The organism is Rhizobium sp. 05N49, assembly GCF_056396805.1.
The window spans coordinates 62766-83807 of sequence record NZ_JBFTME010000003.1 but is presented as its reverse complement, the minus strand read 5'-3'; the positions used below and the strand labels follow the sequence as shown (position 1 = coordinate 83807).

Annotated in this window: 24 protein-coding genes; 14 read left to right on the top strand and 10 right to left on the bottom strand. The window is 60.2% G+C overall.

Features of this window, described 5'->3' with window-relative positions; all coding sequences use genetic code 11:
* Positions 1–20: 20 nt before the first annotated feature.
* Complete coding sequence (locus AC1DF8_RS07695; RefSeq protein WP_112970868.1) at positions 21–1154, top strand: D-alanyl-D-alanine carboxypeptidase family protein; 1134 nt, start codon at positions 21–23, stop codon at positions 1152–1154.
* Between the two features lie 9 nt (positions 1155–1163).
* The gene (locus tag AC1DF8_RS07690; RefSeq protein ID WP_477995578.1) at positions 1164–2324 is read left to right on the top strand and encodes a CobW family GTP-binding protein; all 1161 of its coding nucleotides are present in this window, start codon (positions 1164–1166) and stop codon (positions 2322–2324) included.
* A 12-nt stretch (positions 2325–2336) separates the two neighbouring features.
* On the opposite strand, the gene AC1DF8_RS07685 is transcribed toward AC1DF8_RS07690, so the two are convergent.
* The 5 genes from AC1DF8_RS07685 to AC1DF8_RS07665 form a co-directional block, all read right to left on the bottom strand.
* A complete protein-coding gene (locus AC1DF8_RS07685; RefSeq protein WP_113144861.1) occupies positions 2337–2561 on the bottom strand; it encodes a sulfurtransferase TusA family protein in 225 nt (74 codons plus the stop codon).
* Positions 2562–2566: 5 nt separating this feature from the next.
* A complete protein-coding gene (locus tag AC1DF8_RS07680; RefSeq protein ID WP_112545562.1) occupies positions 2567–3793 on the bottom strand; it encodes a L,D-transpeptidase family protein in 1227 nt (408 codons plus the stop codon).
* A gap of 194 nt (positions 3794–3987) precedes the next feature.
* Positions 3988–4941 carry an acetyl-CoA carboxylase carboxyltransferase subunit alpha gene (locus AC1DF8_RS07675; RefSeq protein WP_112545561.1) on the bottom strand — a complete coding sequence of 318 codons (954 nt, stop codon included), beginning with the start codon at positions 4939–4941 and terminating at the stop codon, positions 3988–3990.
* 62 nt (positions 4942–5003) lie between these two features.
* The gene (gene xerD / locus AC1DF8_RS07670) at positions 5004–5957 is read right to left on the bottom strand and encodes a site-specific tyrosine recombinase XerD (protein WP_112545560.1); all 954 of its coding nucleotides are present in this window, start codon (positions 5955–5957) and stop codon (positions 5004–5006) included.
* A 4-nt stretch (positions 5958–5961) separates the two neighbouring features.
* Positions 5962–6138, bottom strand: coding sequence for a hypothetical protein (locus tag AC1DF8_RS07665; protein ID WP_183849492.1), 177 nt, complete (start codon positions 6136–6138; stop codon positions 5962–5964).
* 148 nt (positions 6139–6286) lie between these two features.
* Between AC1DF8_RS07665 and AC1DF8_RS07660 the strand changes: the two genes are divergently transcribed.
* From AC1DF8_RS07660 to AC1DF8_RS07645, 4 genes are all read left to right on the top strand, one after another.
* On the top strand, positions 6287–6877 hold the full coding sequence (locus AC1DF8_RS07660) for a shikimate kinase (RefSeq protein ID WP_113013246.1): 591 nt from the start codon (positions 6287–6289) through the stop codon (positions 6875–6877).
* Positions 6874–8004 carry a 3-dehydroquinate synthase gene (gene aroB, locus AC1DF8_RS07655; protein WP_113144860.1) on the top strand — a complete coding sequence of 377 codons (1131 nt, stop codon included), beginning with the start codon at positions 6874–6876 and terminating at the stop codon, positions 8002–8004. The genes AC1DF8_RS07660 and aroB overlap by 4 nt, the downstream gene beginning before the upstream one ends.
* Positions 8004–9314, top strand: a complete 1311-nt coding sequence (locus AC1DF8_RS07650) for an HlyC/CorC family transporter (RefSeq protein WP_112970874.1) — start codon at positions 8004–8006, stop codon at positions 9312–9314. Before aroB ends, AC1DF8_RS07650 begins: the two co-directional genes overlap by 1 nt.
* 64 nt (positions 9315–9378) lie before the next feature.
* Entirely contained in the window at positions 9379–9858 is a 480-nt protein-coding gene (locus AC1DF8_RS07645; protein WP_112545556.1) for a DUF2938 domain-containing protein, read from the top strand.
* A gap of 3 nt (positions 9859–9861) precedes the next feature.
* Here the strand turns inward: AC1DF8_RS07645 and AC1DF8_RS07640 are convergent, their stop codons facing one another.
* Positions 9862–10143, bottom strand: coding sequence for a BolA family protein (locus AC1DF8_RS07640; protein ID WP_112545555.1), 282 nt, complete (start codon positions 10141–10143; stop codon positions 9862–9864).
* 105 nt (positions 10144–10248) lie between these two features.
* On the opposite strand from AC1DF8_RS07640, the gene AC1DF8_RS07635 reads away from it, so the two are divergent.
* From AC1DF8_RS07635 to AC1DF8_RS07615, 5 genes are all read left to right on the top strand, one after another.
* Positions 10249–10869, top strand: coding sequence for a J domain-containing protein (locus AC1DF8_RS07635; RefSeq protein ID WP_112545554.1), 621 nt, complete (start codon positions 10249–10251; stop codon positions 10867–10869).
* Positions 10870–11180: 311 nt separating this feature from the next.
* Positions 11181–12173, top strand: a complete 993-nt coding sequence (cobS, locus tag AC1DF8_RS07630) for a cobaltochelatase subunit CobS (protein WP_112545553.1) — start codon at positions 11181–11183, stop codon at positions 12171–12173.
* Between the two features lie 12 nt (positions 12174–12185).
* The gene (gene cobT, locus AC1DF8_RS07625) at positions 12186–14087 is read left to right on the top strand and encodes a cobaltochelatase subunit CobT (protein ID WP_477995572.1); all 1902 of its coding nucleotides are present in this window, start codon (positions 12186–12188) and stop codon (positions 14085–14087) included.
* A gap of 22 nt (positions 14088–14109) precedes the next feature.
* Positions 14110–15114 (top strand): esterase-like activity of phytase family protein, encoded by a 1005-nt coding sequence (locus tag AC1DF8_RS07620; RefSeq protein ID WP_477995570.1) that lies wholly within the window; start codon positions 14110–14112, stop codon positions 15112–15114.
* Positions 15115–15189: 75 nt separating this feature from the next.
* Positions 15190–15753 carry an ATP-binding protein gene (locus AC1DF8_RS07615; RefSeq protein WP_478153148.1) on the top strand — a complete coding sequence of 188 codons (564 nt, stop codon included), beginning with the start codon at positions 15190–15192 and terminating at the stop codon, positions 15751–15753.
* Between the two features lie 159 nt (positions 15754–15912).
* Here AC1DF8_RS07615 and AC1DF8_RS07610 read toward each other — a convergent pair whose 3' ends face one another.
* The gene (locus tag AC1DF8_RS07610) at positions 15913–16548 is read right to left on the bottom strand and encodes a VUT family protein (protein WP_112970876.1); all 636 of its coding nucleotides are present in this window, start codon (positions 16546–16548) and stop codon (positions 15913–15915) included.
* Between the two features lie 125 nt (positions 16549–16673).
* A complete protein-coding gene (gene rpmB / locus AC1DF8_RS07605) occupies positions 16674–16976 on the bottom strand; it encodes a 50S ribosomal protein L28 (RefSeq protein ID WP_112545549.1) in 303 nt (100 codons plus the stop codon).
* 241 nt (positions 16977–17217) lie between these two features.
* Here rpmB and AC1DF8_RS07600 point away from each other — a divergent pair, with 241 nt between their 5' ends.
* Complete coding sequence (locus tag AC1DF8_RS07600; protein ID WP_112545548.1) at positions 17218–17991, top strand: DUF3108 domain-containing protein; 774 nt, start codon at positions 17218–17220, stop codon at positions 17989–17991.
* Positions 17992–18032: 41 nt separating this feature from the next.
* Positions 18033–18926, top strand: coding sequence for an aromatic amino acid exporter YddG (yddG, locus tag AC1DF8_RS07595; RefSeq protein ID WP_477995568.1), 894 nt, complete (start codon positions 18033–18035; stop codon positions 18924–18926).
* Here yddG and AC1DF8_RS07590 read toward each other — a convergent pair.
* Together AC1DF8_RS07590 and gloB are read right to left on the bottom strand one after the other, a co-directional pair.
* Positions 18923–19345: a cupin domain-containing protein gene (locus AC1DF8_RS07590; RefSeq protein WP_112545702.1), complete on the bottom strand. Its 423-nt coding sequence runs from the start codon at positions 19343–19345 to the stop codon at positions 18923–18925. The two genes, yddG and AC1DF8_RS07590, sit on opposite strands and share 4 nt — an antisense overlap.
* Positions 19346–19363: 18 nt before the next feature.
* Positions 19364–20134, bottom strand: a complete 771-nt coding sequence (gene gloB, locus AC1DF8_RS07585) for a hydroxyacylglutathione hydrolase (protein ID WP_112545546.1) — start codon at positions 20132–20134, stop codon at positions 19364–19366.
* Positions 20135–20188: 54 nt separating this feature from the next.
* Here gloB and AC1DF8_RS07580 point away from each other — a divergent pair, with 54 nt between their 5' ends.
* Positions 20189–20965 carry a class I SAM-dependent methyltransferase gene (locus tag AC1DF8_RS07580; RefSeq protein ID WP_112545545.1) on the top strand — a complete coding sequence of 259 codons (777 nt, stop codon included), beginning with the start codon at positions 20189–20191 and terminating at the stop codon, positions 20963–20965.
* Positions 20966–21042: the final 77 nt, after the last annotated feature.

Here is a 21042-nt window from a genome sequence, read left to right as displayed (position 1 = left end):
ATTCCCTGAAGGACGAGCACTTGTCGACGCGCCACGATCGTTTGTTCGCCGCTTTGCGGCCCTTTTCCTTTATAGCGACAGCAACAGCGGTTCTTGTCTCGTCCGTTACACTTGCTCACGCCAATCCGCATATTCTCGTCGACGTGCAGACCGGCCGGGTGCTGGAGCACGAGGAGGCTTTTCGCAAGTGGTATCCGGCTTCGCTGACCAAGCTGATGACCGTCTATACCGTGTTCGATGCGATCCGCTCCGGCCAGATCAGCCTCGACACGCCCGTCGTCATGAGCAAGCGGGCCGCGTCCGCGCCGCCGGCCAAGATGGGCTTCAAGCCGGGCCAGAAATTTACGCTCGACAGCGCGTTGAAGATCCTGATGGTGAAGTCGGCCAATGACATCGCCGTTGCCGTTGCGGAAGCGGTCGGCGGCACCCAGGAAGCTTTCGTCGTGCGCATGAATTCCGAGGCGGCGAAGCTTGGCATGTCGGATTCGCATTTCGTCAATCCGAACGGCCTGCCGGGTAACGGCCAGTATACAACGGCCCGCGACCTGGCGATCCTGACGGTGGCGCTGCGCCGCGACTTCCCGCAATATGCCGGTTATTTCTCGCTGGAAGGCTTCACGAATGGCAAGCAGAACGTCCCGAACATCAACATGCTGATCGGCCGCTTTGCCGGCGCCGACGGCATGAAGACCGGCTTCATCTGCGCTTCGGGCTTCAACCAGATCGGTTCTGCGACGCGTAATGGCCGGACGCTGATTTCCGTCGTGCTCGGCACCGACAGCCTGGCGGCTCGCGCCGACGCCACTGCCAATCTGCTGCAGAAGGGCTTCACCACGCAGTTTGCGGCAAATGATACATTGGGTTCGCTGAGGCCTTATGGTCCGGGGCAGGACCAGGTGAATGACATTACAGCCGACATCTGCAGCGCCAAGGGCGCGAAGATACGCAGCGAAACGCGTGACGAGGTCGGCCGCATGAAGGTGCAGTCGCCCTATATTCACGAAATGGACCACGAGCCGCAATTCGTGTTTGCCGGCCTCATTCCGGGGCAGGATCCGCAGCCAGTTGCGCAGAACGACAAGATCGCCAAGGGCGACGCGGTCGAGGCGCTTGCCAATGTGCCGGTGCCGCTCCCACGGCCGAAATCCTTCTGAGGAAACATCATGAGCACGTTCAGCGACAAGATCCCGGTCACCATCCTGACCGGCTTCCTCGGTGCCGGTAAATCGACGCTTCTGAACCGCATCCTCAAAGATCCTGCCATGAAGGATGCGGCCGTCATCATCAACGAATTCGGCGATGTCGGCATCGACCATCTGCTGGTCGAAAGCTCCGGTGATTCCATCATCGAGCTCTCCGATGGCTGCCTCTGCTGCACTGTGCGCGGGGAACTGGTCGATACGCTGGCGAACCTCATAGATGCCGTGCAGACGGGCCGGGTGAAACTGGTCAAGCGCGTGGTCATCGAGACCACCGGCCTTGCCGACCCGGCTCCCGTCATGCAGGCGATCATGGGCAATCCGGTCATTGCGCAGAATTTCGAGCTCGACGGCGTCGTAACCGTCGTCGATGCGGTGAACGGTCTGCAGACGCTCGATAATCATGAGGAGGCGCGCAAGCAGGCGGCTGTTGCCGATCGACTGATCGTCTCGAAGCAGAGCATAGCCCGCGGCACGGATGCACTGATGGCACGTCTGCATGGCCTCAATCCGCGCGCCGCCATCATGAATGCCGACAGCGATGAGGCAGGCTCAGCGCGTATTTTTGTCAACGGGCTTTATGATCCCGGTACAAAGATCGCCGATGTCCGCCGATGGCTTCATGATGAAGACGAGCATGAGCACGAGGGGCATCATCATCACGACCATGGGCACGATCACGGTCATCACCGCCATCATCATGATCATGGCCACGAGCATCAGGACCCGCACGACGTCAATCGTCACGATGCTTCGATCCGCTCTTTCTCGATCATCGAGGAGAAGGCAATCGATCCGATGGCGCTCGAAATGTTCATCGATCTCCTGCGTTCGGCGCACGGGGAAAAGCTTTTGCGCATGAAGGCGATCATCGCGACGTCCGACCGGCCGGAGCGACCGCTGGTGCTGCATGGCGTTCAGAGCATCTTTCATCCGCCGGTGCGGCTTCCAGCCTGGCCGGATCCCGAGGACCGGCGCACGCGCATGGTGCTGATCACGAAGGATCTGCCTGAGGCTTTCGTGAAGGATCTTTTCGATGCGTTCGTGGGCAAGCCGCGGATCGATACGCCGGATCGGGCAGCGCTCAGCGACAATCCGCTCGCCATTCCGGGGGTGCGGATCTAACTGCGAAAAACCCTATCCCTTGCGGATCAGGAAACGATGGCCGCGTTCGGTCTTTTCCGTGCTGACCAGTTCGTGGCCGTCCTCATTGCAGAAATGCGGGATGTCAATGACGGCGAGCGGGTCGGTCGTGTCGACGAGGATCAGCGCACCGCTCGGCATGGCCATCAGTTTCTTGCGTGTCCTGATAACGGGAAGCGGGCATTTCAACCCGCGCAGATCGTAGAGAACGGCGTCCAAGCCGGTCAGTTCCTGGCCCAGAACTTCCAGAACGGCTTCTTGGTTGCGTCAGCGGTTTCTTGCGGCGCGGGTTCGGGCGCTGCATAGGCCAGCGGGTTCTGCATCGGCACCGGAATATTGGCCGGCAGCGCGGCGGCAACGGTCGTGGCCTGCGCCTGTGTCGTCGGCGTCGCAGTCGCTACGGTCTTTGCAGCAACGCTCTTTGCGGCCTGATTGGCCATCATGTCTTCGAGTTCGGCAACCTTGACCATGCGGCCGGCCTCAAGCGACGTGCCGGTTGGAGCATAGGCGAGTTCACGACCCTTGCGCTGCTTGGCGACCACAGCCTTGCGTTCTGCTTCCGTCGGGTCGTACCAGGCAAGCCCGTCATATTTCTTCAGCGCTGTCTGATAATCGGCATCATAGGTCTTGCCATAGGAGGCGAGCGCTGCCGTCAGCGCCGGCGGTGTCGACATGGCCGGGCAGGCGCCGGCCGGATTGAAGCTGCCGCCGTTCGTGGCCTGCTGGTTGAAGACGTATTTCTTCTCGCAGACATTCACTTCCGGCGGACGCTTGGTAACTTCGAAATTGTCGTAGCCGACCTTCAGCATCTTCCAGAAATCGTAATTCTGATCGAGACGGTGCTTGACCATGTTCTCGGCGGTCATGCGGAAGGGGAAGGCCTGAAGCTGCACGCTTTCCTGGCCGCCCTTGAAGGCGTCACGGGCGAAGGCGTAGATTTCCAGAACCTGCTGGTCGGTCATCGAGTAGCAGCCGGACGACGAGCAGGCACCGTGGATCATCAGGTCGCTGCCGGTGCGGCCGTTGACAGCATCATAGCGGTTCGGGAAACCGGTGTTGATCGCCAGATAATATTTGGAATTGGGGTTCAGGTTGGCGCGGCTAAGGTTGTAGAAGCCTTCCGGCGCCTGCCGGTCGCCGGTCTTGACCTTCGGACCGAGCTTGCCGGACCAGGCGCAGATCTTATAACCGGCGATCTTCTCGAACCGATTGTCCGTCTTCGCCTTCCAGACTTCCAGCGCACCTTCTTCCTTGAAAATGCGGATCATGATCGGCGAGTTGCGGTCCATGCTCTTGGCGGACATGTCGGCAAGGATATGGGCGGGAAGCGGCTGCTCCACCTTGTTCTTGACGGTCGAAAGGTCGATGCCTTGAGCCGATTCCAATGCATCATTGCAGCCGGTCAAAGCCAGCGCCATGAGCGAAACATAGGCAAAATGACGTATGCGCATTCAATCAGCCCATTCAATAATGCGACCCAACCCGCTTACGGAAACCGGGCGTAGCGCGGAATCATAGGCGGCTTATACTTGATAAATCCTTACCAGCCTATGACTTGCGCGGACGTGTCCCGCAAGCGCAATGTTACAGATAACATTATTGTGGCCAAGATTTGGCCCCAATCAGCTCTATCGGCCTGTGGAATTTACAGATTGCGGCCCATGGCGAGGAATTTCTGGCGGCGGTCGTTGCGCAATTGTTCGCCGGAACGGGGAGCCATTTCGGCAAGCGCATTGGCGATGACATCGCCGGTTGCGGCGATAACGCTGTCGGGATCACGATGCGCGCCGCCGAGCGGTTCGGGGATGATGCCGTCGATGACACCGAGCCCCTTCAGGTCCTCGGCGGTGATCTTCATATTGGTTGCCGCTTCCTTGGCGCGGGTGGAATCGCGCCAGAGGATCGAAGCGGCGCCTTCCGGCGAGATGACACTATAGATCGAATGCTCGAGCATGTAGACGCGGTTGCCGGTGGCGATCGCAATCGCACCGCCTGAGCCGCCTTCTCCGATGACGATCGAGATCAGCGGCACCTTGACGCCGAGGCACATTTCCGTCGAACGGGCGATGGCTTCGGCCTGGCCGCGTTCTTCGGCACCGACGCCGGGATAAGCGCCTGCGGTATCGACGAGGGTGATAACAGGAAGCTGGAAGCGGTCAGCCATCTCAAGGATGCGGATCGCCTTGCGGTAACCTTCCGGGCGGGCGCTGCCGAAATTGTGCTTCAGGCGGCTCTTGGTGTCGTTGCCCTTTTCCTGGCCGATGACGGCGACCGGCTGGCCACGGAAGCGGGCAAGACCGGCCTGGATGGCGGCATCCTCGGAAAATTTGCGGTCGCCGGCAAGCGGCGTGAATTCCTGGAAGAGCGTCTTGGCATAGTCGACGAAATGCGGACGCTGCGGATGGCGCGCGACCTGCGTCTTCTGCCAGGCATTGAGCTTGGAATAGATCTCGACGATCGCCTCGCGGACGCGGACTTCGAGCCTGCCGACTTCGTCGGAGGTGTCGATGCTTTCGTCTTCCGTCGCCAGCTTCTTAAGCTCGATGATCTTACCTTCGAGGTCGGAGATCGGCTTTTCGAAGTCGAGATAGTTGTGCATGAGGTGCGTTTCCGTTCCTTGTGCTCGGGGCAGTTTCCTGGTTCCGCCCCTTGTCGCCGGTCCTATTCGTGCTTTTTCGCCTGTTTTGCAAGGGGGTGGTGCGTATGGACGAGCTGCTGCAGACGTTCTTCCAGAACATGCGTATAGATTTGTGTCGTCGAAATGTCCGAATGGCCGAGGAGTTCCTGCACGACACGCAGGTCCGCACCATTTGCCAGAAGATGGCTCGCGAAGGCGTGTCTCATGACGTGCGGCGAAATCATCGACGGTGTGAGACCCGCGCGGATTGCCAGATTTTTGAGATCGCGGGCGAAGACCTGGCGGGGCAGGTAACCTTCCTTCGAGGCGGCAGGAAAAAGCCAGGGACTGTCCTGAGGCTGTTTTGATGCTGCGTTCTCGACTGCCAGCAGGCGACCGTAGGCTTTCAGCGCGGCAATGGCGGATTGGGAAAGGGGTACCAGCCGCTCCTTGTTGCCTTTGCCGCGGATCATCAGAAAGCGGCCCTCCTGATCGAGAACGCGGGCGGGAAGCGAGACGAGTTCGCTGACGCGCATGCCGGTGGCGTAGAGCAATTCCAGCAGCGCCAGCATGCGCAGGCGATGAAGCTGGCCGGGGGCCGGGTCAGCTGCTTCGGCCTCCGCCTGGGTGAGCAGCTTCGTTACCTCGCCGACGCCCATGGTCTTCGGAAGCGCCCGGCCTTTCTTCGGCGCATCAAGAATGCCGGTCGGATCGTCTGTGCGCAGGCCCTCGGCATAGAGGAACTTGTAGAACTGGCGCATGGCGGCAAGCCGGCGAGCCTGCGAGGAGGGCTTGAAACCCTGCGCGGATAGCGAGGCGAGATAGGCGCCGAGATCACCCGAACCTGCCTCGGTCAATCGGATGCTGCGACCGTGCAGAAAAGAGCGTAGGTCATCCAGATCGCGTTCGTAGGATTGCAGCGTATTGACCGCTGCACCCCGCTCGGCGCTCATCATTTCCAGAAATGATTCCACATGGACGCGGCCGAGATCCTTCATCGCGTCATTTCTTCGTGGTGTTGATCGTGCCGGTCGAAGGCGGGTTCACCCGTTCGGAGGGAATGCGGATCGTCACGTCCCGCTCCTGCGGCTCGACGAAGGTGACGAGCGCCCACATCGCTCCATAGATCAGTCCGGCAATGACCGCCAGGACGGACAGGAAACGGATCAGGGTCGGCATCCGACTACTCCTTAGAACTCTGCTTCTGTTATAAGAAGCATATTTGCAAGCGCAAGAAGCGGCATGGGTGTCATGATTCCCTTGCCCGCGACTTGACGCTACACCCGCATTTGTCGATACCGTTTGCAAACAAAGTGTGAATGGACCGATGAGTGAACCGCCAGTTTCCGTTGCAGACAGCCTGAGAGACAGAGCTCGCGCCGCGCTCGGTTCACGCAATCTGATCCTCGTCGGCCTTATGGGAGCCGGAAAATCCTCGGTGGGCCGCCTCGTTGCGCACCAGCTCGGCGTTCCCTTCATCGACAGCGATATCGAGATTGAGCGCGTTTCGCGCATGACGATCACGGAACTTTTCGCTGCCTATGGAGAGGAGGAGTTTCGCGCTCTCGAAGCGCGGGTCATGAAGCGCCTGCTCAAGGGCGGTCCGCGCGTCGTCTCCACCGGCGGCGGCGCCTTCATCAATGCCCGAACGCGCAGACATATCAAGAAGGGCGGCCTTTCGGTCTGGCTGAAGGCCGATCTCGAGGTCCTCTGGGAACGGGTCAACAAGCGTGACACACGCCCGCTCCTGAAGACTGAAAATCCGAAGCAGACGCTCGAAAATCTGATGAATGCCCGCTACCCCGTTTATGCCGAAGCCGATCTGACGGTGCTTTCGCGCGACGTACGCAAGGAAGTCATGGCCGATGAAGTGCTGAGGGCCGTGGTCGAGGCGCAGAAGGAAAGTGCAGTATCATGAACGCGATAACCCCCGGTTCCGCTGTCCGCAAAGTGCATGTGCCGCTTGGCGAACGCGCCTACGATATTATGATCGGGCCAGGGCTGATCGCCGGCGCAGGTGCCGAGATTGCCTCGCGGCTCAAGGGGCGCAAAGCCGCCATCATCACCGACGAACATGTGGCGCCGCTTTATCTCGACGCTTTGAAGGCAAGTCTGGATGCTGCAGGCATCGCCTCGGCGTCAGTCGTCTTGCCGGCCGGCGAGAAGACCAAGAGCTTCGAGCATCTGATCAATGTCTGCGACAAGGTTCTGGAAGCGCGCGTCGAACGCAATGACTATGTCATCGCACTCGGCGGCGGCGTCATCGGCGACCTCTCGGGTTTTGCTGCCGGTATTATCAGGCGGGGTGTGCGATTCGTGCAGGTGCCGACCTCGCTGCTGGCCCAGGTGGATTCCTCCGTCGGCGGCAAGACCGGCATCAACAGCCGCCACGGCAAAAACCTCATCGGCGTTTTTCATCAGCCGGACCTGGTTCTCGCCGATACCGATGTTCTGAATTCCCTGAGCGAGCGCGAATTCCGTGCTGGCTACGCCGAAGTTGCCAAATACGGCCTGATCGACAAGCCGGATTTCTTTGCCTGGCTGGAGAACAACTGGCAGGCAGTCTTTGCCGGTGGCTCTGCGCGCATCGAAGCAATTGCCGTCAGCTGCCAGGCAAAGGCGGATGTCGTCGTCGCCGACGAGCGTGAAAACGGCCAGCGCGCACTGCTCAATCTTGGCCATACGTTCGGCCATGCGCTGGAGGCTGCGACCGCCTATGACAGCAGCCGGCTTGTTCATGGCGAAGGGGTTTCAATCGGCATGGTGCTGGCGCATGAATTTTCGGCGCGCATGAACCTTGCGAGCCCGGACGATGCCCGCCGTGTCGAGGCGCATCTGAAGGCGGTCGGCTTGCCGACCCGCATGTCGGAAATTCCGGGCACTCTTCCGCCGGCCGAAGCGCTGATGGATGCGATCGCGCAGGACAAGAAGGTCAAGGGCGGCAAGCTCACCTTCATTCTCACACGCGGCATTGGCCAATCTTTCGTCGCCGACGACGTGCCGGCTTCCGAAGTGGTCAGCTTTCTCAAGGAAAAACATCCCTGATGTCAGTCGAGGGCACCCTGGCGTTTTTGTCGGTCTACTGGCCGGAGATCGTTTCGATCGTGGCCCTGGTGCTGATGTCTGCGTTCTTTTCGGGATCCGAGACCGCGCTGACTGCCGTTTCGAGAAGCCGGATCCATACGCTGGAAGCCAATGGCGATGAGCGTGCCGGTCTCGTCAGAACCCTCATCGAGCGTCGTGACCGGCTGATCGGTGCGCTGCTGATCGGCAATAATCTCGCCAACATCCTGTCGTCGTCGCTGGCGACAAGCGTGTTTCTGGGGATCTTCGGCAATTCCGGCGTGGCACTGGCAACGCTTGCCATGACCATCATCCTCGTAATCTTCGCAGAGGTTCTGCCGAAGAGCTGGGCGATCTCCAAGCCGGAGCGCTTTGCGCTCAACGTTGCAATACCGACACGGCTCTTCGTCGCCGTGGTCGGCCCGCTCTCTTCCTTCGTCAATGCGATCGTGCGCAAGATCCTTGGTCTTTTCGGCATCAACCTGTCGCGCGAAGTCTCGATGCTGTCAGCCCATGAGGAGCTGCGCGGCGCCGTCGACCTGCTGCATCGCGAGGGTTCTGTCGTCAAGGCCGACCGTGATCGTCTCGGAGGCGTACTCGATCTCGGCGAACTCGAGCTTTCGGATATCATGGTCCACCGCATGGCGATGCGGGCGATCAATGCCGACGATCCGCCGGAAGCGGTGGTCCGGGCGATCCTCGAAAGTCCCTATACGCGCATGCCGCTGTGGCGCGGTACGATCGACAACATCATCGGCGTCGTACACGCCAAGGATCTGCTCAGGGCGCTGGCCGAGCCGAATATGGAACCGCAGCAGCTCGATATCGTGAAGATCGCCCAGAAGCCCTGGTTCGTGCCCGACAGCACCAATCTCGAAGACCAGCTCAATGCCTTCCTTCGCCGCAAGCAGCATTTCGCAGTGGTCGTCGATGAATATGGCGAGGTGCAGGGCATCGTGACGCTCGAGGATATTCTCGAAGAAATCGTCGGCGATATCTCCGACGAACACGATATCGACATGCAGGGCGTAAGACAGGAGGCCGACGGTTCGATCGTCGTCGATGGCGGCGTGCCGATCCGCGATCTCAACCGCGCACTGGACTGGAACCTGCCGGATGAGGAGGCGACGACGATTGCCGGCCTCGTCATCCATGAATCGATGACCATTCCCGAGGAGCGGCAGGCCTTCACCTTCTACGGCAAACGCTTCGTCGTCATGAAGCGGGAGAAGAACCGCATCACCAAACTTCGCATTCGTCCCGCCGAGGAAGACGAAACGAAACCCGCCTGACCAAAATTTCCGTTGCCGGGCATCTGGAGATCTCCTGATGCCGGCTCATTCCGCAGGATCTGACATGTTCGACATCATCTGGCGCTCCGTCGTCATCGGCATCGGGGCAACCATCCTCATGGATCTCTGGGCGATCCTGCTCGCAAAGCTCGGTGTGACGCCGTCGCCGAACTGGGCGCCGGCGGGCCGCTGGTTCTGGCATCTCGGCAAGGGCAAGGTCTTCCATGACAATATCGGTGATGCTGCGCCCTATGCCAGCGAGCTGGCCCTCGGCTGGATCGGCCACTATGTCGTCGGCATCCTCTACGGCATCCTGCTGGCGATCTTTGTCGGCCCGGCCTGGTTTGCCGCCCCGACGTTCCTGCCGGCCTGGATCCTCGGTATCGTCACCGTCGGAGCGGGCTGGTTTCTGATGCAGCCTGGCCTCGGCCTCGGGTGGGCGGCTTCGAAGACGCCGAACCCTACCAAGGTTCGCGTGCTTAATTTGCTGGCCCACACCGTGTTCGGTTTCGGCCTTTACGCGACCGCTCTGATTATTCGCTGAGGACTACCAGCGCGTCGGTTCGCCGGGCGCTGCCGGCTCGACGGCCAATGCGTGAAGCCCGGCATCCAGTTCGGGCTTCAGGAGGTCGGTGATCGCCCTATGCCGTTGCAACCGAGACATGCCGACGAATTTTGCAGAGACGATGCGCACACGCATATGCGTCTCGCCCGCGCCTGTGATGTCCGGCTGGTGGCCGGCATGCAGATGGCTCTCGTTGATGACGGAAAGGCGTTCGGGTGCGAAGGTCGCCTTAAGCTTCTCTTCGATGCTGGTCTGCAGTGTCATCACCGGGTCTTCTGAGTTGACGAAAAAGGTTCCCACCAAGCCAGCAACATTCCCGTTTGTCAATTCTTGTTGTCATCGGTCTGCAGCCCCATAATTAGCGCCGTCATGAGACTTGATTCCAAATACTTCGACCGTATCCGTACGCGCCGCAGGCGAGAGCAGGAGCCCGAGCAGGCGCCTCCAACTTGCCAGTGGGACGGCTGCGACAAAAAAGGCACGCATCGCGCTCCTGTGGGACGCAATGCGGAAGGCCAGTTCTTTTTGTTCTGTTTCGAGCACGTCAAGGACTACAACAAGGGATACAATTATTTCTCCGGCCTCTCGGACGGCGAAATCGCGCGCTACCAGAAGGAGGCGATAACCGGTCATCGCCCCACCTGGACGGTCGGTGTCAACAAGGATGCCAAGAACAGCCCGCTGCATGCCGAAGTTCGCTCCGGCTCCTATTCACGCGTGCGTGATCCCTTCGGCTTCGTGAAGGAAGGCGGCGGCAAGGGCAGCGGCCCGCGTTTCCCGCAGGCCCGCAAGCTGAAATCGCTGGAAGCCAAGGCTTTCGATACGATGGGACTTGCGGCGAACGCCACCTCCGCCGAGATCAAGAGCAAGTACAAGGAACTGGTCAAGAAGCATCACCCCGATGCGAATGGTGGCGATCGCGGCTCGGAAGAGCGTTTCCGCGCCGTCATCCAGGCCTATCAATTATTAAAGCAGAACGGTTTTTGTTAATTCCCGTCCTTGCTCTTAAGCTTCAATCGGGTATGGTCCTCATCGGCTGAGGCCGCAGGCAACCGCGGCATACATATTTGTGCGTTTTCCCGACATCGCCTCTGCCGACCTTCCGGACGCGGCGTTTCTTGTCCGGGACTCTTTCAAGAATGCTCGCCAGCGGTCATCATCCCGCCGAGGTTTCGTTTCAGTCCCGGAGAAGTATCGCCGACGTTCCAACCTGACGGGCGCGGGACAAATATCGCGGCGTCGCGGTTGTGAAATGGCCTGAGACAGTATGGTCGGGTGCCACCGCCCGCCTTGGAGACATGATGAGCAAGATCGAACTTGATATTTCCGAACTGCCCGATACCACCGTTTCGGTCCGTGAGGCCTTCGGCATCGATTCCGACATCCGCGTTCCCGCCTATAGCAAGGGCGACGCCTATGTGCCTGATCTCGATACCGACTACCTCTTCGACCGTGAGACGACGCTCGCGATCCTCGCAGGCTTTGCCCATAACCGACGCGTGATGATTTCCGGCTACCACGGCACGGGCAAGTCTTCGCATATCGAGCAGGTCGCCGCGCGCCTCAACTGGCCGTGCGTGCGCATCAACCTCGACAGCCATGTCAGCCGTATCGATCTCGTCGGCAAGGATGCAATCGTCGTCAAGGATGGCCTGCAGGTCACCGAATTCAAGGACGGCATCCTGCCCTGGGCCTACCAGCACAATGTCGCACTCGTTTTCGATGAGTACGATGCCGGCCGCCCGGACGTGATGTTCGTTATCCAGCGCGTGCTGGAATCCTCTGGTCGCCTGACGCTGCTCGACCAGAGCCGCGTCATTCGCCCTCACCCGGCCTTCCGCCTGTTTGCGACTGCCAACACGATTGGCCTCGGCGATACGACGGGCCTCTACCATGGCACGCAGCAGATCAACCAGGCGCAGATGGACCGCTGGTCTATCGTCTCGACGCTGAATTATCTGCCGCACGACCACGAAGTGAATATCATCGCCGCCAAGGTGAAGAGTTTCGGCAAGGACAAGGAAGGCCGTGATACGGTTTCCAAGATGGTCCGCGTCGCCGACCTGACACGCGCTTCGTTCATGAACGGCGATCTGTCGACCGTCATGAGCCCGCGTACCGTTATCACCTGGGCCGAGAATGCCGAGATCTTCGGCGACATCGCCTTCGCCTTCCGGGTAACCTTCCTCAACAAGTGCGACGAGCTTGAGCGTCCGCTGGTGGCCGAGCATTATCAGCGCGCCTTCGGCGTCGAACTGAAGGAAAGCGCAGCCAACATCGTGCTGGGGGCATAAGGCCAGTCGATCATGGCATCTCGTGGTGACAATTCGAAAGCAAAGCCCGGCGCGCCTGTCGATGTCGAGCCGTTGCGGCGTGCGATAACCGGTTGCGTGCGCGCAATCGCCGGTGACGACCAGGTCGAGGTGGCTTTTGCCAATGAGCGTCCCGGTATGACGGGCGAGCGTATCCGTCTGCCGGAGCTTTCCAAGCGGCCGACAGCGCATGAACTGGCGGTGACGCGTGGGCTTGGCGATTCCATGGCGCTTCGTATCGCCTGCCACGACGAGAAGGTCCATTCGACCATGGCGCCGCAGGGCTCCGATGCTCGGGCGATCTTCGACGCTGTCGAACAGGCGCGGGTGGAATCGATCGGTTCGCTGCGCATGGAAGGCATGGCTGCAAACCTGCGTTCCATGACGGACGAGAAATACGCGAAGGCGAATTTCACCGGCATCGAACGACAGGAAGATGCGCCGATCGGCGAGGCTGTCGCCATGATGGTGCGCGAGAAGCTCACCGGTCAGAAGCCGCCGGCCTCGGCTGGCAAGGTACTCGACCTGTGGCGTTCCTTCATCGAAGACAAGGCCGGCAGCGAGCTCGACAATCTCTCCGGCGTCATCAACGATCAGCAGGCTTTCTCGAAGGTCATTCGCAATATGCTCTCGGCCATGGAAATGGCTGAGGAATATGGCGATGACGACAGCAATTCGGATGACGACGATCAGTCCAACGACAATGATCAGCCGACCGGTGACGAGCAGAACGAGGACGAGGTCGACGAGGATGCCGGCAGCGATGCGGCACCTGTCGAGGACAGCGAAGTCTCCGATGAGCAGATGGAGGACGGCGAGACTGAAGGCGCCGAAATCTCCGACGACGACATGATGGAAGAGGGCGAGGACGATTCCGAGACGCCGGGCGAAACCCGCCGTCCGAATACGCCGTTTGCCGATTTCAACGAGAAGGTCGATTACCACGTCTATACGGAAGAGTTCGACGAAATCATCACGGCCGAAGAGCTGTGCGATGCCGCCGAACTGGAGCGCCTGCGTGCCTTCCTCGACAAGCAGCTGGCGCACCTGCAGGGCGCTGTCGGTCGCCTTGCCAACCGTCTGCAGCGCAAGCTGATGGCGCAGCAGAACCGTTCCTGGGATTTCGATCTCGAGGAAGGTTATCTCGATACGGCCCGTCTGCAGCGCATCATCATCGACCCGACGCAACCTCTCTCCTTCAAGATGGAGCGCGATACGCAGTTCCGCGATACAGTCGTGACGCTGCTGATCGACAATTCCGGCTCGATGCGCGGCCGGCCGATCACTGTTGCGGCGACCTGCGCCGATATCCTGGCGCGCACGCTCGAGCGGTGCGGCGTCAAGGTGGAAATCCTCGGCTTCACGACGAAGGCCTGGAAGGGCGGTCAGGCGCGCGAGAACTGGCTTGCGAATGGCAAGCCGCAGACCCCAGGCCGACTCAACGACCTGCGCCATATCGTCTACAAGTCTGCCGACGCTCCATGGCGGCGCGCGCGCAGCAATCTCGGCCTGATGATGCGAGAAGGCCTGCTCAAGGAAAATATCGATGGCGAGGCGTTGATCTGGGCGCACAATCGCCTGCTGGCACGGCGCGAACAGCGCCRCATCCTGATGATGATTTCGGATGGTGCGCCGGTCGATGATTCCACGCTGTCGGTCAATCCGGGCAATTATCTGGAGCGACACCTGCGCGCCGTGATCGAGCAGATCGAGACGCGTTCTCCGGTCGAGCTTCTGGCAATCGGCATCGGCCATGACGTCACGCGCTACTATCGCCGTGCCGTGACGATCGTCGATGCCGACGAGCTTGCCGGCGCCATGACCGAGCAGCTAGCCGAATTGTTTGAGGATCATGCCACACAGCCGCGCGGTGGCCGTCTGCGCCGCGCCGGTTGATATAGTCTCGGGGAAGCTCCGTATGGCGTTTGAAAACCTGTCTCGCGTGGCTCTGGTCGCCCTCTGCCTCGCGACAGGGTACTCAAGCGCGCAAGCGGGTGCGGGCGAGCCTGCGAAGATCGTCAGCCGCAAGATTTCGGATTTCCATATCGGTCGCGACGAAACCCGTTTCGGTCCGCTGGAGTTTATCGGCGGGCTGGAGATGGTGTCGAGCAATTCGCTCTTCGGCTCGCTTTCTTCCATCCGCATGCGCCCTGACGGCAAGAGTTTCGTTGGCGTTCTCGATACCGGGCACTGGCTGACGGGCAGCATCGAACGCGATGCCAATGGTAGGCTCTCCGGTCTTTCCGGTGTCGAGATCACGCCGATGCGGGATCGGGTCGGCCGGACCTATGAGGGTAAGGGACATATGGATGCCGAGGGCCTCGCGCTGGATGGCGACAGGCTTCTTGTGTCCTTCGAACAGTATCATCGCGTCGACGTCTATCCGGATCCAGGTTTTCTCGACTCACGATCCCTGTCGACGGTCGGGATCCTCGTTCCCCGCGATGAGATGCGGTCGAACCGTGGAATTGAAACTGTCGTCGTGGCCCCTGCCTCAAGCCCGCTGAAGGGCGCGCCCCTGATCGTGGCCGAACGTAGCCTGGATGAGGACGGCAACCGGCTTGCGGCTATTCTGGATGGTCCGTTGAAAGGGCAGTTTACCGTCGAGCAGGACGGCAGCTTCGATGTGACTGACGGCGCTTTCCTGCCGGACGGCGATCTGCTTCTTCTGGAGCGGCGCTTCAACATGGCCGAAGGCATCGGCATGCGGATCCGCCGCATCAAGGGGGCGGATATCAAACCTGGCGCCATTGTGAATGGGGAACTGCTCGTCGAGGGCAATTTCAACTACAATATCGACAATATGGAAGGGATCGATACCTTCCAGGCAGCCGATGGCACGACGCATGTCATCCTGGTGTCTGACGACAATCACTCCATCCTTCAGCGCAATCTGATGCTGGAGTTCAGACTCATCGATTGAGTGGCCGTCGAATGGCTGTCACAACTCTGCGCTATTCGGTCCGTCCCTTGCGGATATCACCCCTTACGAGAGCGTATCATGCACATCCATATCACGGGCGCTTCGGGCTCCGGCACGACCACGCTCGGCCTGGCGCTGGCCGACATACTCGGCATCCGCCATCTCGATACCGACCATTTCTTCTGGATGCCGACCGATCCGCCCTTCACGACGCAGCGCGAAGTGAGCGCTCGCGTCGCGATGCTCCAACAGGAGGCGCGGCCCGATGCTGGCTGGGTACTTTCCGGCTCGGCCCTGAAATGGGGTGCGGACTTCGAGCCGCTTTATGATCTGGTCGTTTTCCTGACGATCGATCCAGTCTTGCGCATGGAGCGCATCCGCATGCGCGAGGATACCCGCTATGGCGAGCGGATCAGGCCCGGCGGCGACATGGCCGTGCAGAGCCGCGCCTTCATGGAATGGGCCCAGAGCTATGATACGGCCGGACCGGACCACCGCAGCCTCGTTGGGCATGAAGAGTGGCTGAGGACAGTGACGAGGCCAGTCCTGCGCCTCGACTCATCGCGTCCCCTGGGAGATCTTGTTGCTGAAGTACTGAACCACCCGGTGGTGATTGCAAAGCGCCCTCGGGCTTCGTGAATCCGTGGCCGGTGTTGCTATCAGCGCTCGGACTGGCTGCAGCAAAGCCTGCAGCCAGTCCGTCCAGCATTCATGGTCAGAGCGTTTTCCTGGGTCGCTCGACCAGAAACAATGTCCATCCAAGCGGGAGCAAGGTGACGGCTGATTGTGCGGCGGTATTTACCGTGCCGCAGCGGACTGCATCGGACGCAACACGTTCATGAGTGCGCCGTAGGGCAGCAGCATCACCAGGCCGACAAGCATCTTCACCAAGAAATCACCCAGTGCCCAGGAGATCCAGCGTGGGGCTTCCGTTGAAAGGACACCGAGGATCGGTGCGTTTTCCAGCGCGAACGGTTCGTTCGGGCCAAGGAAGACAAAGAAGGCGGCGAAGGACAGCGAGAAGAACATCACTGTGTCCAGCGCCGAACCGATCAACGAGCCGACGAGCGGGGCGCGCCACCAGGCCTGACGGCGTAGACGGTTGAAGACGGCGATATCGAGAAGCTGGCCAGCAAGATAGGCCGAGCCGGAGGCGATCGCGATACGCGGAACCGAGGTGAAGAAGGAAAGGGCGACACCGACGACAAAGCCGGCGAAAACCACTTTACGCGCAGCCTGTGGGCCGAACTGGCGGTTCGTCAGGTCGGTGATCAGGAAGGCGATCGGATAGGAGAAGGCGCCCCAGGTCAGAATGTCGGCAAGATTGATACCGGCAATCGTGGCGTTCAGTGGAAACTGGACGAGGAAATTGGAGGCGACAACGACAAGCGTCATCAGGGCGACATAGGCCAACGTATAGCGGGTCTTCAGCATTTTTTTATCCTGGGTGATGCCACCAGTTGGAGTAAAATTTAGGCCTAGAGGCTGGCAAAGCAAAAGGCCTGTCCGGATGTTATCCGTGCAAGCCTTTTGAAGCTTTCGAAAGACGTCGTCGAAGCTTAGGCTGCTACAGCAGCGGCTTCAGCGGTCTTCTTGACGATCTGACGGCGCAGCAGACGAGCGCGCATCGAAAGTTCGTTTTCGCTAGCCTTCAGCAGGAAGGCATCGAGGCCGCCACGGTGCTCAACGGAACGAAGAGCAGCAGCCGAAACGCGAAGACGGTAACGCTGACCGAGCGCGTCGGAGATCAGCGTAACCTGGCACAGGTTCGGGAGGAACCGGCGCTTGGTCTTGTTGTTGGCATGGCTGACATTGTTACCAGTCAGGACTGCCTTGCCGGTCAATTCGCACATGCGGGACATGGAACACCTATTCTTGTTTTTCTCGGGCCATTGGATGACAATCCGGCAACAACCAGCTGCGCAATCCATCAGGCCATGATTGGAAAGTTGCGGTTCTATAGTCAGACAGGCCGCGCCCGTCAAGCCAAACCTTGGCCTTTCCCGCAATTCTGTCAAAAAGCTGCTGTTTTCTTCGCGTTGCGGCAGGATTATAGACCGCAATGCAAGGGCGCAAGCGGCCCAGCAAGACAAGGCTCTCACTATGGCTCATCTCGGCAGACGAATAACGGCTTCGGCATTTGCGGCGCTTCTGGCATTGCCAGCGGGTGCAAGCGAGATACAGCACCGTACGGAGTACAAGGTCGCCCTTGCAGGGCTGACGATCGCGCGGGCAGCCTTCCTGACCAAGATCGAAGACGATCACAGCTACAATATTGACGGCGATATCAAATCGGCCGGTCTTGCCGATCTCGTCACCGATATCCTTGCCAAGACCAGTGTCAGCGGCGTGGTACGAAACGACCGCCTGCAGGCAGCAAAATACGTTCTCTATTACAAGACCGGCAAGAAGGTGCGGACCTATGAGGTCAGCTATCGCAACGGCAATATCGTCTCTGCTACCACCACACCCGAGCCGCGGCGGCCAAAGAACTGGATTCCGGTGACGCAGGGCGACATGCGCTCCGTGCTCGATCCGATTTCGGGCCTGATCTTCACTGGCGATACCAATGTGTGCGCCCAGAAACTGCCCATCTTCGACGGCGAGACGCGGATGGACCTCGTGCTTTCGCCGAAGGGCGACGAGGATTTCTCGACGGATGGGTTCAAGGGCAAGGCGACCGTCTGCAGCGTGCGCTTCATTCCGCGCTCCGGCTACAAGAAGGGCCGCAAGGATCTCGACTATCTCAGCAAGAGCAATCGTATGGAGATCTGGTTTGCCAAGGCTGAGGCGGCGAATGTATATGCTCCGGTCTACGTCCGCATTCCCACGGAATACGGAACGGTGACAATCACGGCGGTGAAGTACGGCGTGTGAGCAACTGACGGAGCTTTGACAAGTCTCCGCAAGGGGGACAGGTGAAACTTCGGGCAACGCTGATCGGTTTTACGGCCATTCTGATGTGGTCGTTCCTGGCACTCTTTACGGCCGCCTCCGGCAAGATGCCGCCGTTCCAGCTTTCCGCCATCTGCTTTGCCATCGGCAGTATTCCCGGCATTATCGTGCTCGCCTTCAACCCGTCGCGAATCGCGCTCCTGAAGCAGCCGGCAAAGGTCTGGATAACAGGCATTGCCGGTCTGTTCGGCTACCACTTCCTCTACTTCACTGCACTGAGAAATGCGCCGGCGGTTGAGGCTGGCCTGATTGCCTATCTGTGGCCGCTGCTGATCGTCGTCGGTTCGGCGCTGCTGCCGGGCGAGAAGCTGCGCTGGTACCACATCGTCGGCGCTCTGGCGGGTCTGTGCGGCACCTTCCTGATCGTCGGGCGCAACGGCATCGATTTCGACGGCGCATATGCGGTCGGTTATGGCGCGGCCTTCCTCTGTGCCTTCACCTGGTCCGGCTATTCACTGCTGACGCGGCGTTTCGATGCTGTCTCGACCGATGTGGTCACCGGCTTCTGCCTTGCGACATCAATTCTTTCGCTGCTCTGCCATCTGGGACTGGAGACGACGGTCTGGCCGCAAACGGGTTTCGAATGGATTGCGGTGGTCGGTCTCGGTCTCTTTCCGGTCGGCGCGGCCTTCTATGCCTGGGATCATGGGGTCAAGAACGGTGATATCCAGATTCTCGGCGCTGCAAGCTATGCCGCACCGCTGCTTTCGACGCTGATACTGACAGTCTTCGGAATTGCCGAACCGAGCTGGCGTATTGTGCTCGCCTGCCTGCTGATCACGGGCGGTGCGGTGCTCGCCGCACAGGAGATGTTCGGCCGCAAGCCACAAATGCAGCCTGTGGCGGAGCAGATCTAGGAACCGGGCTTCCAGTCCGGCGGCGCCATTTCGAATTTGGAGAATTCGAAGCCGGGCGCAACCGTACAGCCGACCAGCGTATAGTCGCCCAGGGTTTCGGCCGATTGCCACCAGTTGGCGGGAATGATTGCCTGCGGTCGCTCGCCGCCGGCGATATCCGTGCCGAGTTTCAGCGTCTCGCTGCTGCCACCATCTTCGGAACGATGGAGCGCCAGCGGCGCGCCGGCATAATAGTGCCAGACCTCTGCCGCGTCATGCACGCGATGCCAATGCGAGCGCTGCCCTTTGGCCAGCAGATAATAGATCGCCGTCGAATGGCCGCGCTCGCCGCCATTCGTGTCGCGGAAGGTCTGGACATACCAGCCGCCTTCGGGATGCGGCTGCATGCCGAGCTCGCGGATAATCTCCTCGGGTGACAGGTCCGTGCCAGCCATGTCCTAGAAATTGTCCTTGCGCTTGCGGATTTCGGCGAAGACCTCTTCGTTGGTCTTTCCTTCCATGAGCAGATTGCGGCGGATGGCAGGATCGGCGGCGCGCAGGAAGGGGTTGGTTTCCTTTTCGAGCCCCAGCGTCGTCGGAATGGTGAATTTGCCTTCGGCCCGCAGCGCTTCGATTTCTGCGGCGCGGCTCTTCAGGCGCTCGTTGTCAGGGTCGATGGTGACCGCAAAACGGGCGTTCGAGAGCGTATATTCGTGGCCGAAATAGACGGTGGTCTCATCCGGAAGGACGGCAAGCTTCTGCAGTGAGTGCCACATGTCGGCGGCCGGCCGTTCGAACAAGCGGCCACAGCCGAGCGCAAAGAGCGTATCGGCTGCGAAGAGCAGCTTGTCGTCGGGGAAGTGGTAACAGATATGGCCTGCCGTGTGGCCGGGCGTTTCGATGACATTGACCGTGTGGTCGCCAAAGAGGAAGCTGTCGCCGTCGCCCATCGTCTTGTCGAGGCCTGGAATGGCCACAGCCTCGTTAATCGGGCCGATGATCTCAAGGCCGTATTGTTCTTTCAGCGCCAGATTGCCTTCCACATGGTCGATGTGGTGGTGGGTCGTGAAGATATGGGTGATGTTCCAGCCGCGGCGCGCAGCAGCGGCTTCGACAGCTGCCGCATCGGGCGCGTCGATCGAAGCCGTCTGCCCAGTCTCCGTGTCATGGATCAGAACACCGAAATTGTCGCTGCGGCAGAGAAAAACATCTAATTCCAAAGGTTTCATCGCTCAAATAGTCCCTTATCCCTCGAACTGACCGGGAATGTAGAGGTTCCGGCCTTGAAGTCCAACCGGTCATTGATAACATTTGAGATAATGCACGCCGATATCGTCGATCTTCGCCAGTTCTATCATTCCGAGCTTGGGCGCATGGCCGAGCAGTCGATTGCCATGGCGCTATCATCGCTGTGGGTCCGGCTGCCGCAGGAACGGCTTGTGGGCATCGGTTATTCCGTGCCCTTCCTCGACCGGTTCCAGGCCGATACGGAACGCACCTTCGCTTTCATGCCGGCCGGGCAGGGGGCGGTGAACTGGCCTGTCGGCTCGCTCTCCTCCACAGCGCTGATCTTCGACGAGGAGTTGCCGCTGCCGGATTCTTCGATCGATCGCGTGCTGATGGTGCATTCGCTGGAATTTGCGGAAAGTCCGCGCGAGACCCTGAAAGAGCTCTGGCGGGTGCTGGCGCCCGGCGGACGGCTTGTTATCGTCGTGCCGAACCGGCGCGGTGTCTGGGCACGGATGGAGCATACGCCTTTTGGTTCGGGCCGGCCCTATTCGCGCGGTCAGCTGACCCATCTGCTGCGCGAGACCAATTTCACGCCAGGCGCCACGGCCGAGGCTCTGTTCTTCCCGCCGTCGAAACTGCGTGCCGTCTTGCGCCTGCGTCGCGGTTTCGAGCGGATCGGCCGTGCACTCTGGCCGGCTTTTTCCGGCGTCATCATCGTCGAGGCACAGAAGCGGCTTTATCAGGGCCTGCCGGTTGCTGCCCGCGCGTCCCGACGTGTCTTCGTGCCGGTGCTCGCGCCGCACGGCGTGCCGACGACGCGCAGCCGCTAGCACACCGCAGTACTCGACAAAAACGCCATTCCGCATTAATGCCACTCGAGTCTTTCGCCGGCTTTCCGGCGATTTCG

What these genes read in the sequence shown, in the direction of transcription:
- xerD (WP_112545560.1), bottom strand. Translation starts at nt 5,957, where the DNA reads ATGAAGGATCTCGGCCGCGTCCATGTGGAATCATTTCTGGAAATGATG.
- aroB (WP_113144860.1), top strand. Translation starts at nt 6,874, where the DNA reads ATGAACGCGATAACCCCCGGTTCCGCTGTCCGCAAAGTGCATGTGCCG.
- AC1DF8_RS07690 (WP_477995578.1), top strand. Translation starts at nt 1,164, where the DNA reads ATGAGCACGTTCAGCGACAAGATCCCGGTCACCATCCTGACCGGCTTC.
- AC1DF8_RS07600 (WP_112545548.1), top strand. Translation starts at nt 17,218, where the DNA reads ATGGCTCATCTCGGCAGACGAATAACGGCTTCGGCATTTGCGGCGCTT.
- AC1DF8_RS07675 (WP_112545561.1), bottom strand. Translation starts at nt 4,941, where the DNA reads ATGCACAACTATCTCGACTTCGAAAAGCCGATCTCCGACCTCGAAGGT.
- AC1DF8_RS07645 (WP_112545556.1), top strand. Translation starts at nt 9,379, where the DNA reads ATGTTCGACATCATCTGGCGCTCCGTCGTCATCGGCATCGGGGCAACC.
- AC1DF8_RS07635 (WP_112545554.1), top strand. Translation starts at nt 10,249, where the DNA reads ATGAGACTTGATTCCAAATACTTCGACCGTATCCGTACGCGCCGCAGG.
- rpmB (WP_112545549.1), bottom strand. Translation starts at nt 16,976, where the DNA reads ATGTCCCGCATGTGCGAATTGACCGGCAAGGCAGTCCTGACTGGTAAC.
- AC1DF8_RS07665 (WP_183849492.1), bottom strand. Translation starts at nt 6,138, where the DNA reads ATGCCGACCCTGATCCGTTTCCTGTCCGTCCTGGCGGTCATTGCCGGA.
- AC1DF8_RS07660 (WP_113013246.1), top strand. Translation starts at nt 6,287, where the DNA reads ATGAGTGAACCGCCAGTTTCCGTTGCAGACAGCCTGAGAGACAGAGCT.
- AC1DF8_RS07620 (WP_477995570.1), top strand. Translation starts at nt 14,110, where the DNA reads ATGGCGTTTGAAAACCTGTCTCGCGTGGCTCTGGTCGCCCTCTGCCTC.
- AC1DF8_RS07640 (WP_112545555.1), bottom strand. Translation starts at nt 10,143, where the DNA reads ATGACACTGCAGACCAGCATCGAAGAGAAGCTTAAGGCGACCTTCGCA.
- AC1DF8_RS07610 (WP_112970876.1), bottom strand. Translation starts at nt 16,548, where the DNA reads ATGCTGAAGACCCGCTATACGTTGGCCTATGTCGCCCTGATGACGCTT.
- cobS (WP_112545553.1), top strand. Translation starts at nt 11,181, where the DNA reads ATGAGCAAGATCGAACTTGATATTTCCGAACTGCCCGATACCACCGTT.
- AC1DF8_RS07650 (WP_112970874.1), top strand. Translation starts at nt 8,004, where the DNA reads ATGTCAGTCGAGGGCACCCTGGCGTTTTTGTCGGTCTACTGGCCGGAG.
- AC1DF8_RS07680 (WP_112545562.1), bottom strand. Translation starts at nt 3,793, where the DNA reads ATGCGCATACGTCATTTTGCCTATGTTTCGCTCATGGCGCTGGCTTTG.
- gloB (WP_112545546.1), bottom strand. Translation starts at nt 20,134, where the DNA reads ATGAAACCTTTGGAATTAGATGTTTTTCTCTGCCGCAGCGACAATTTC.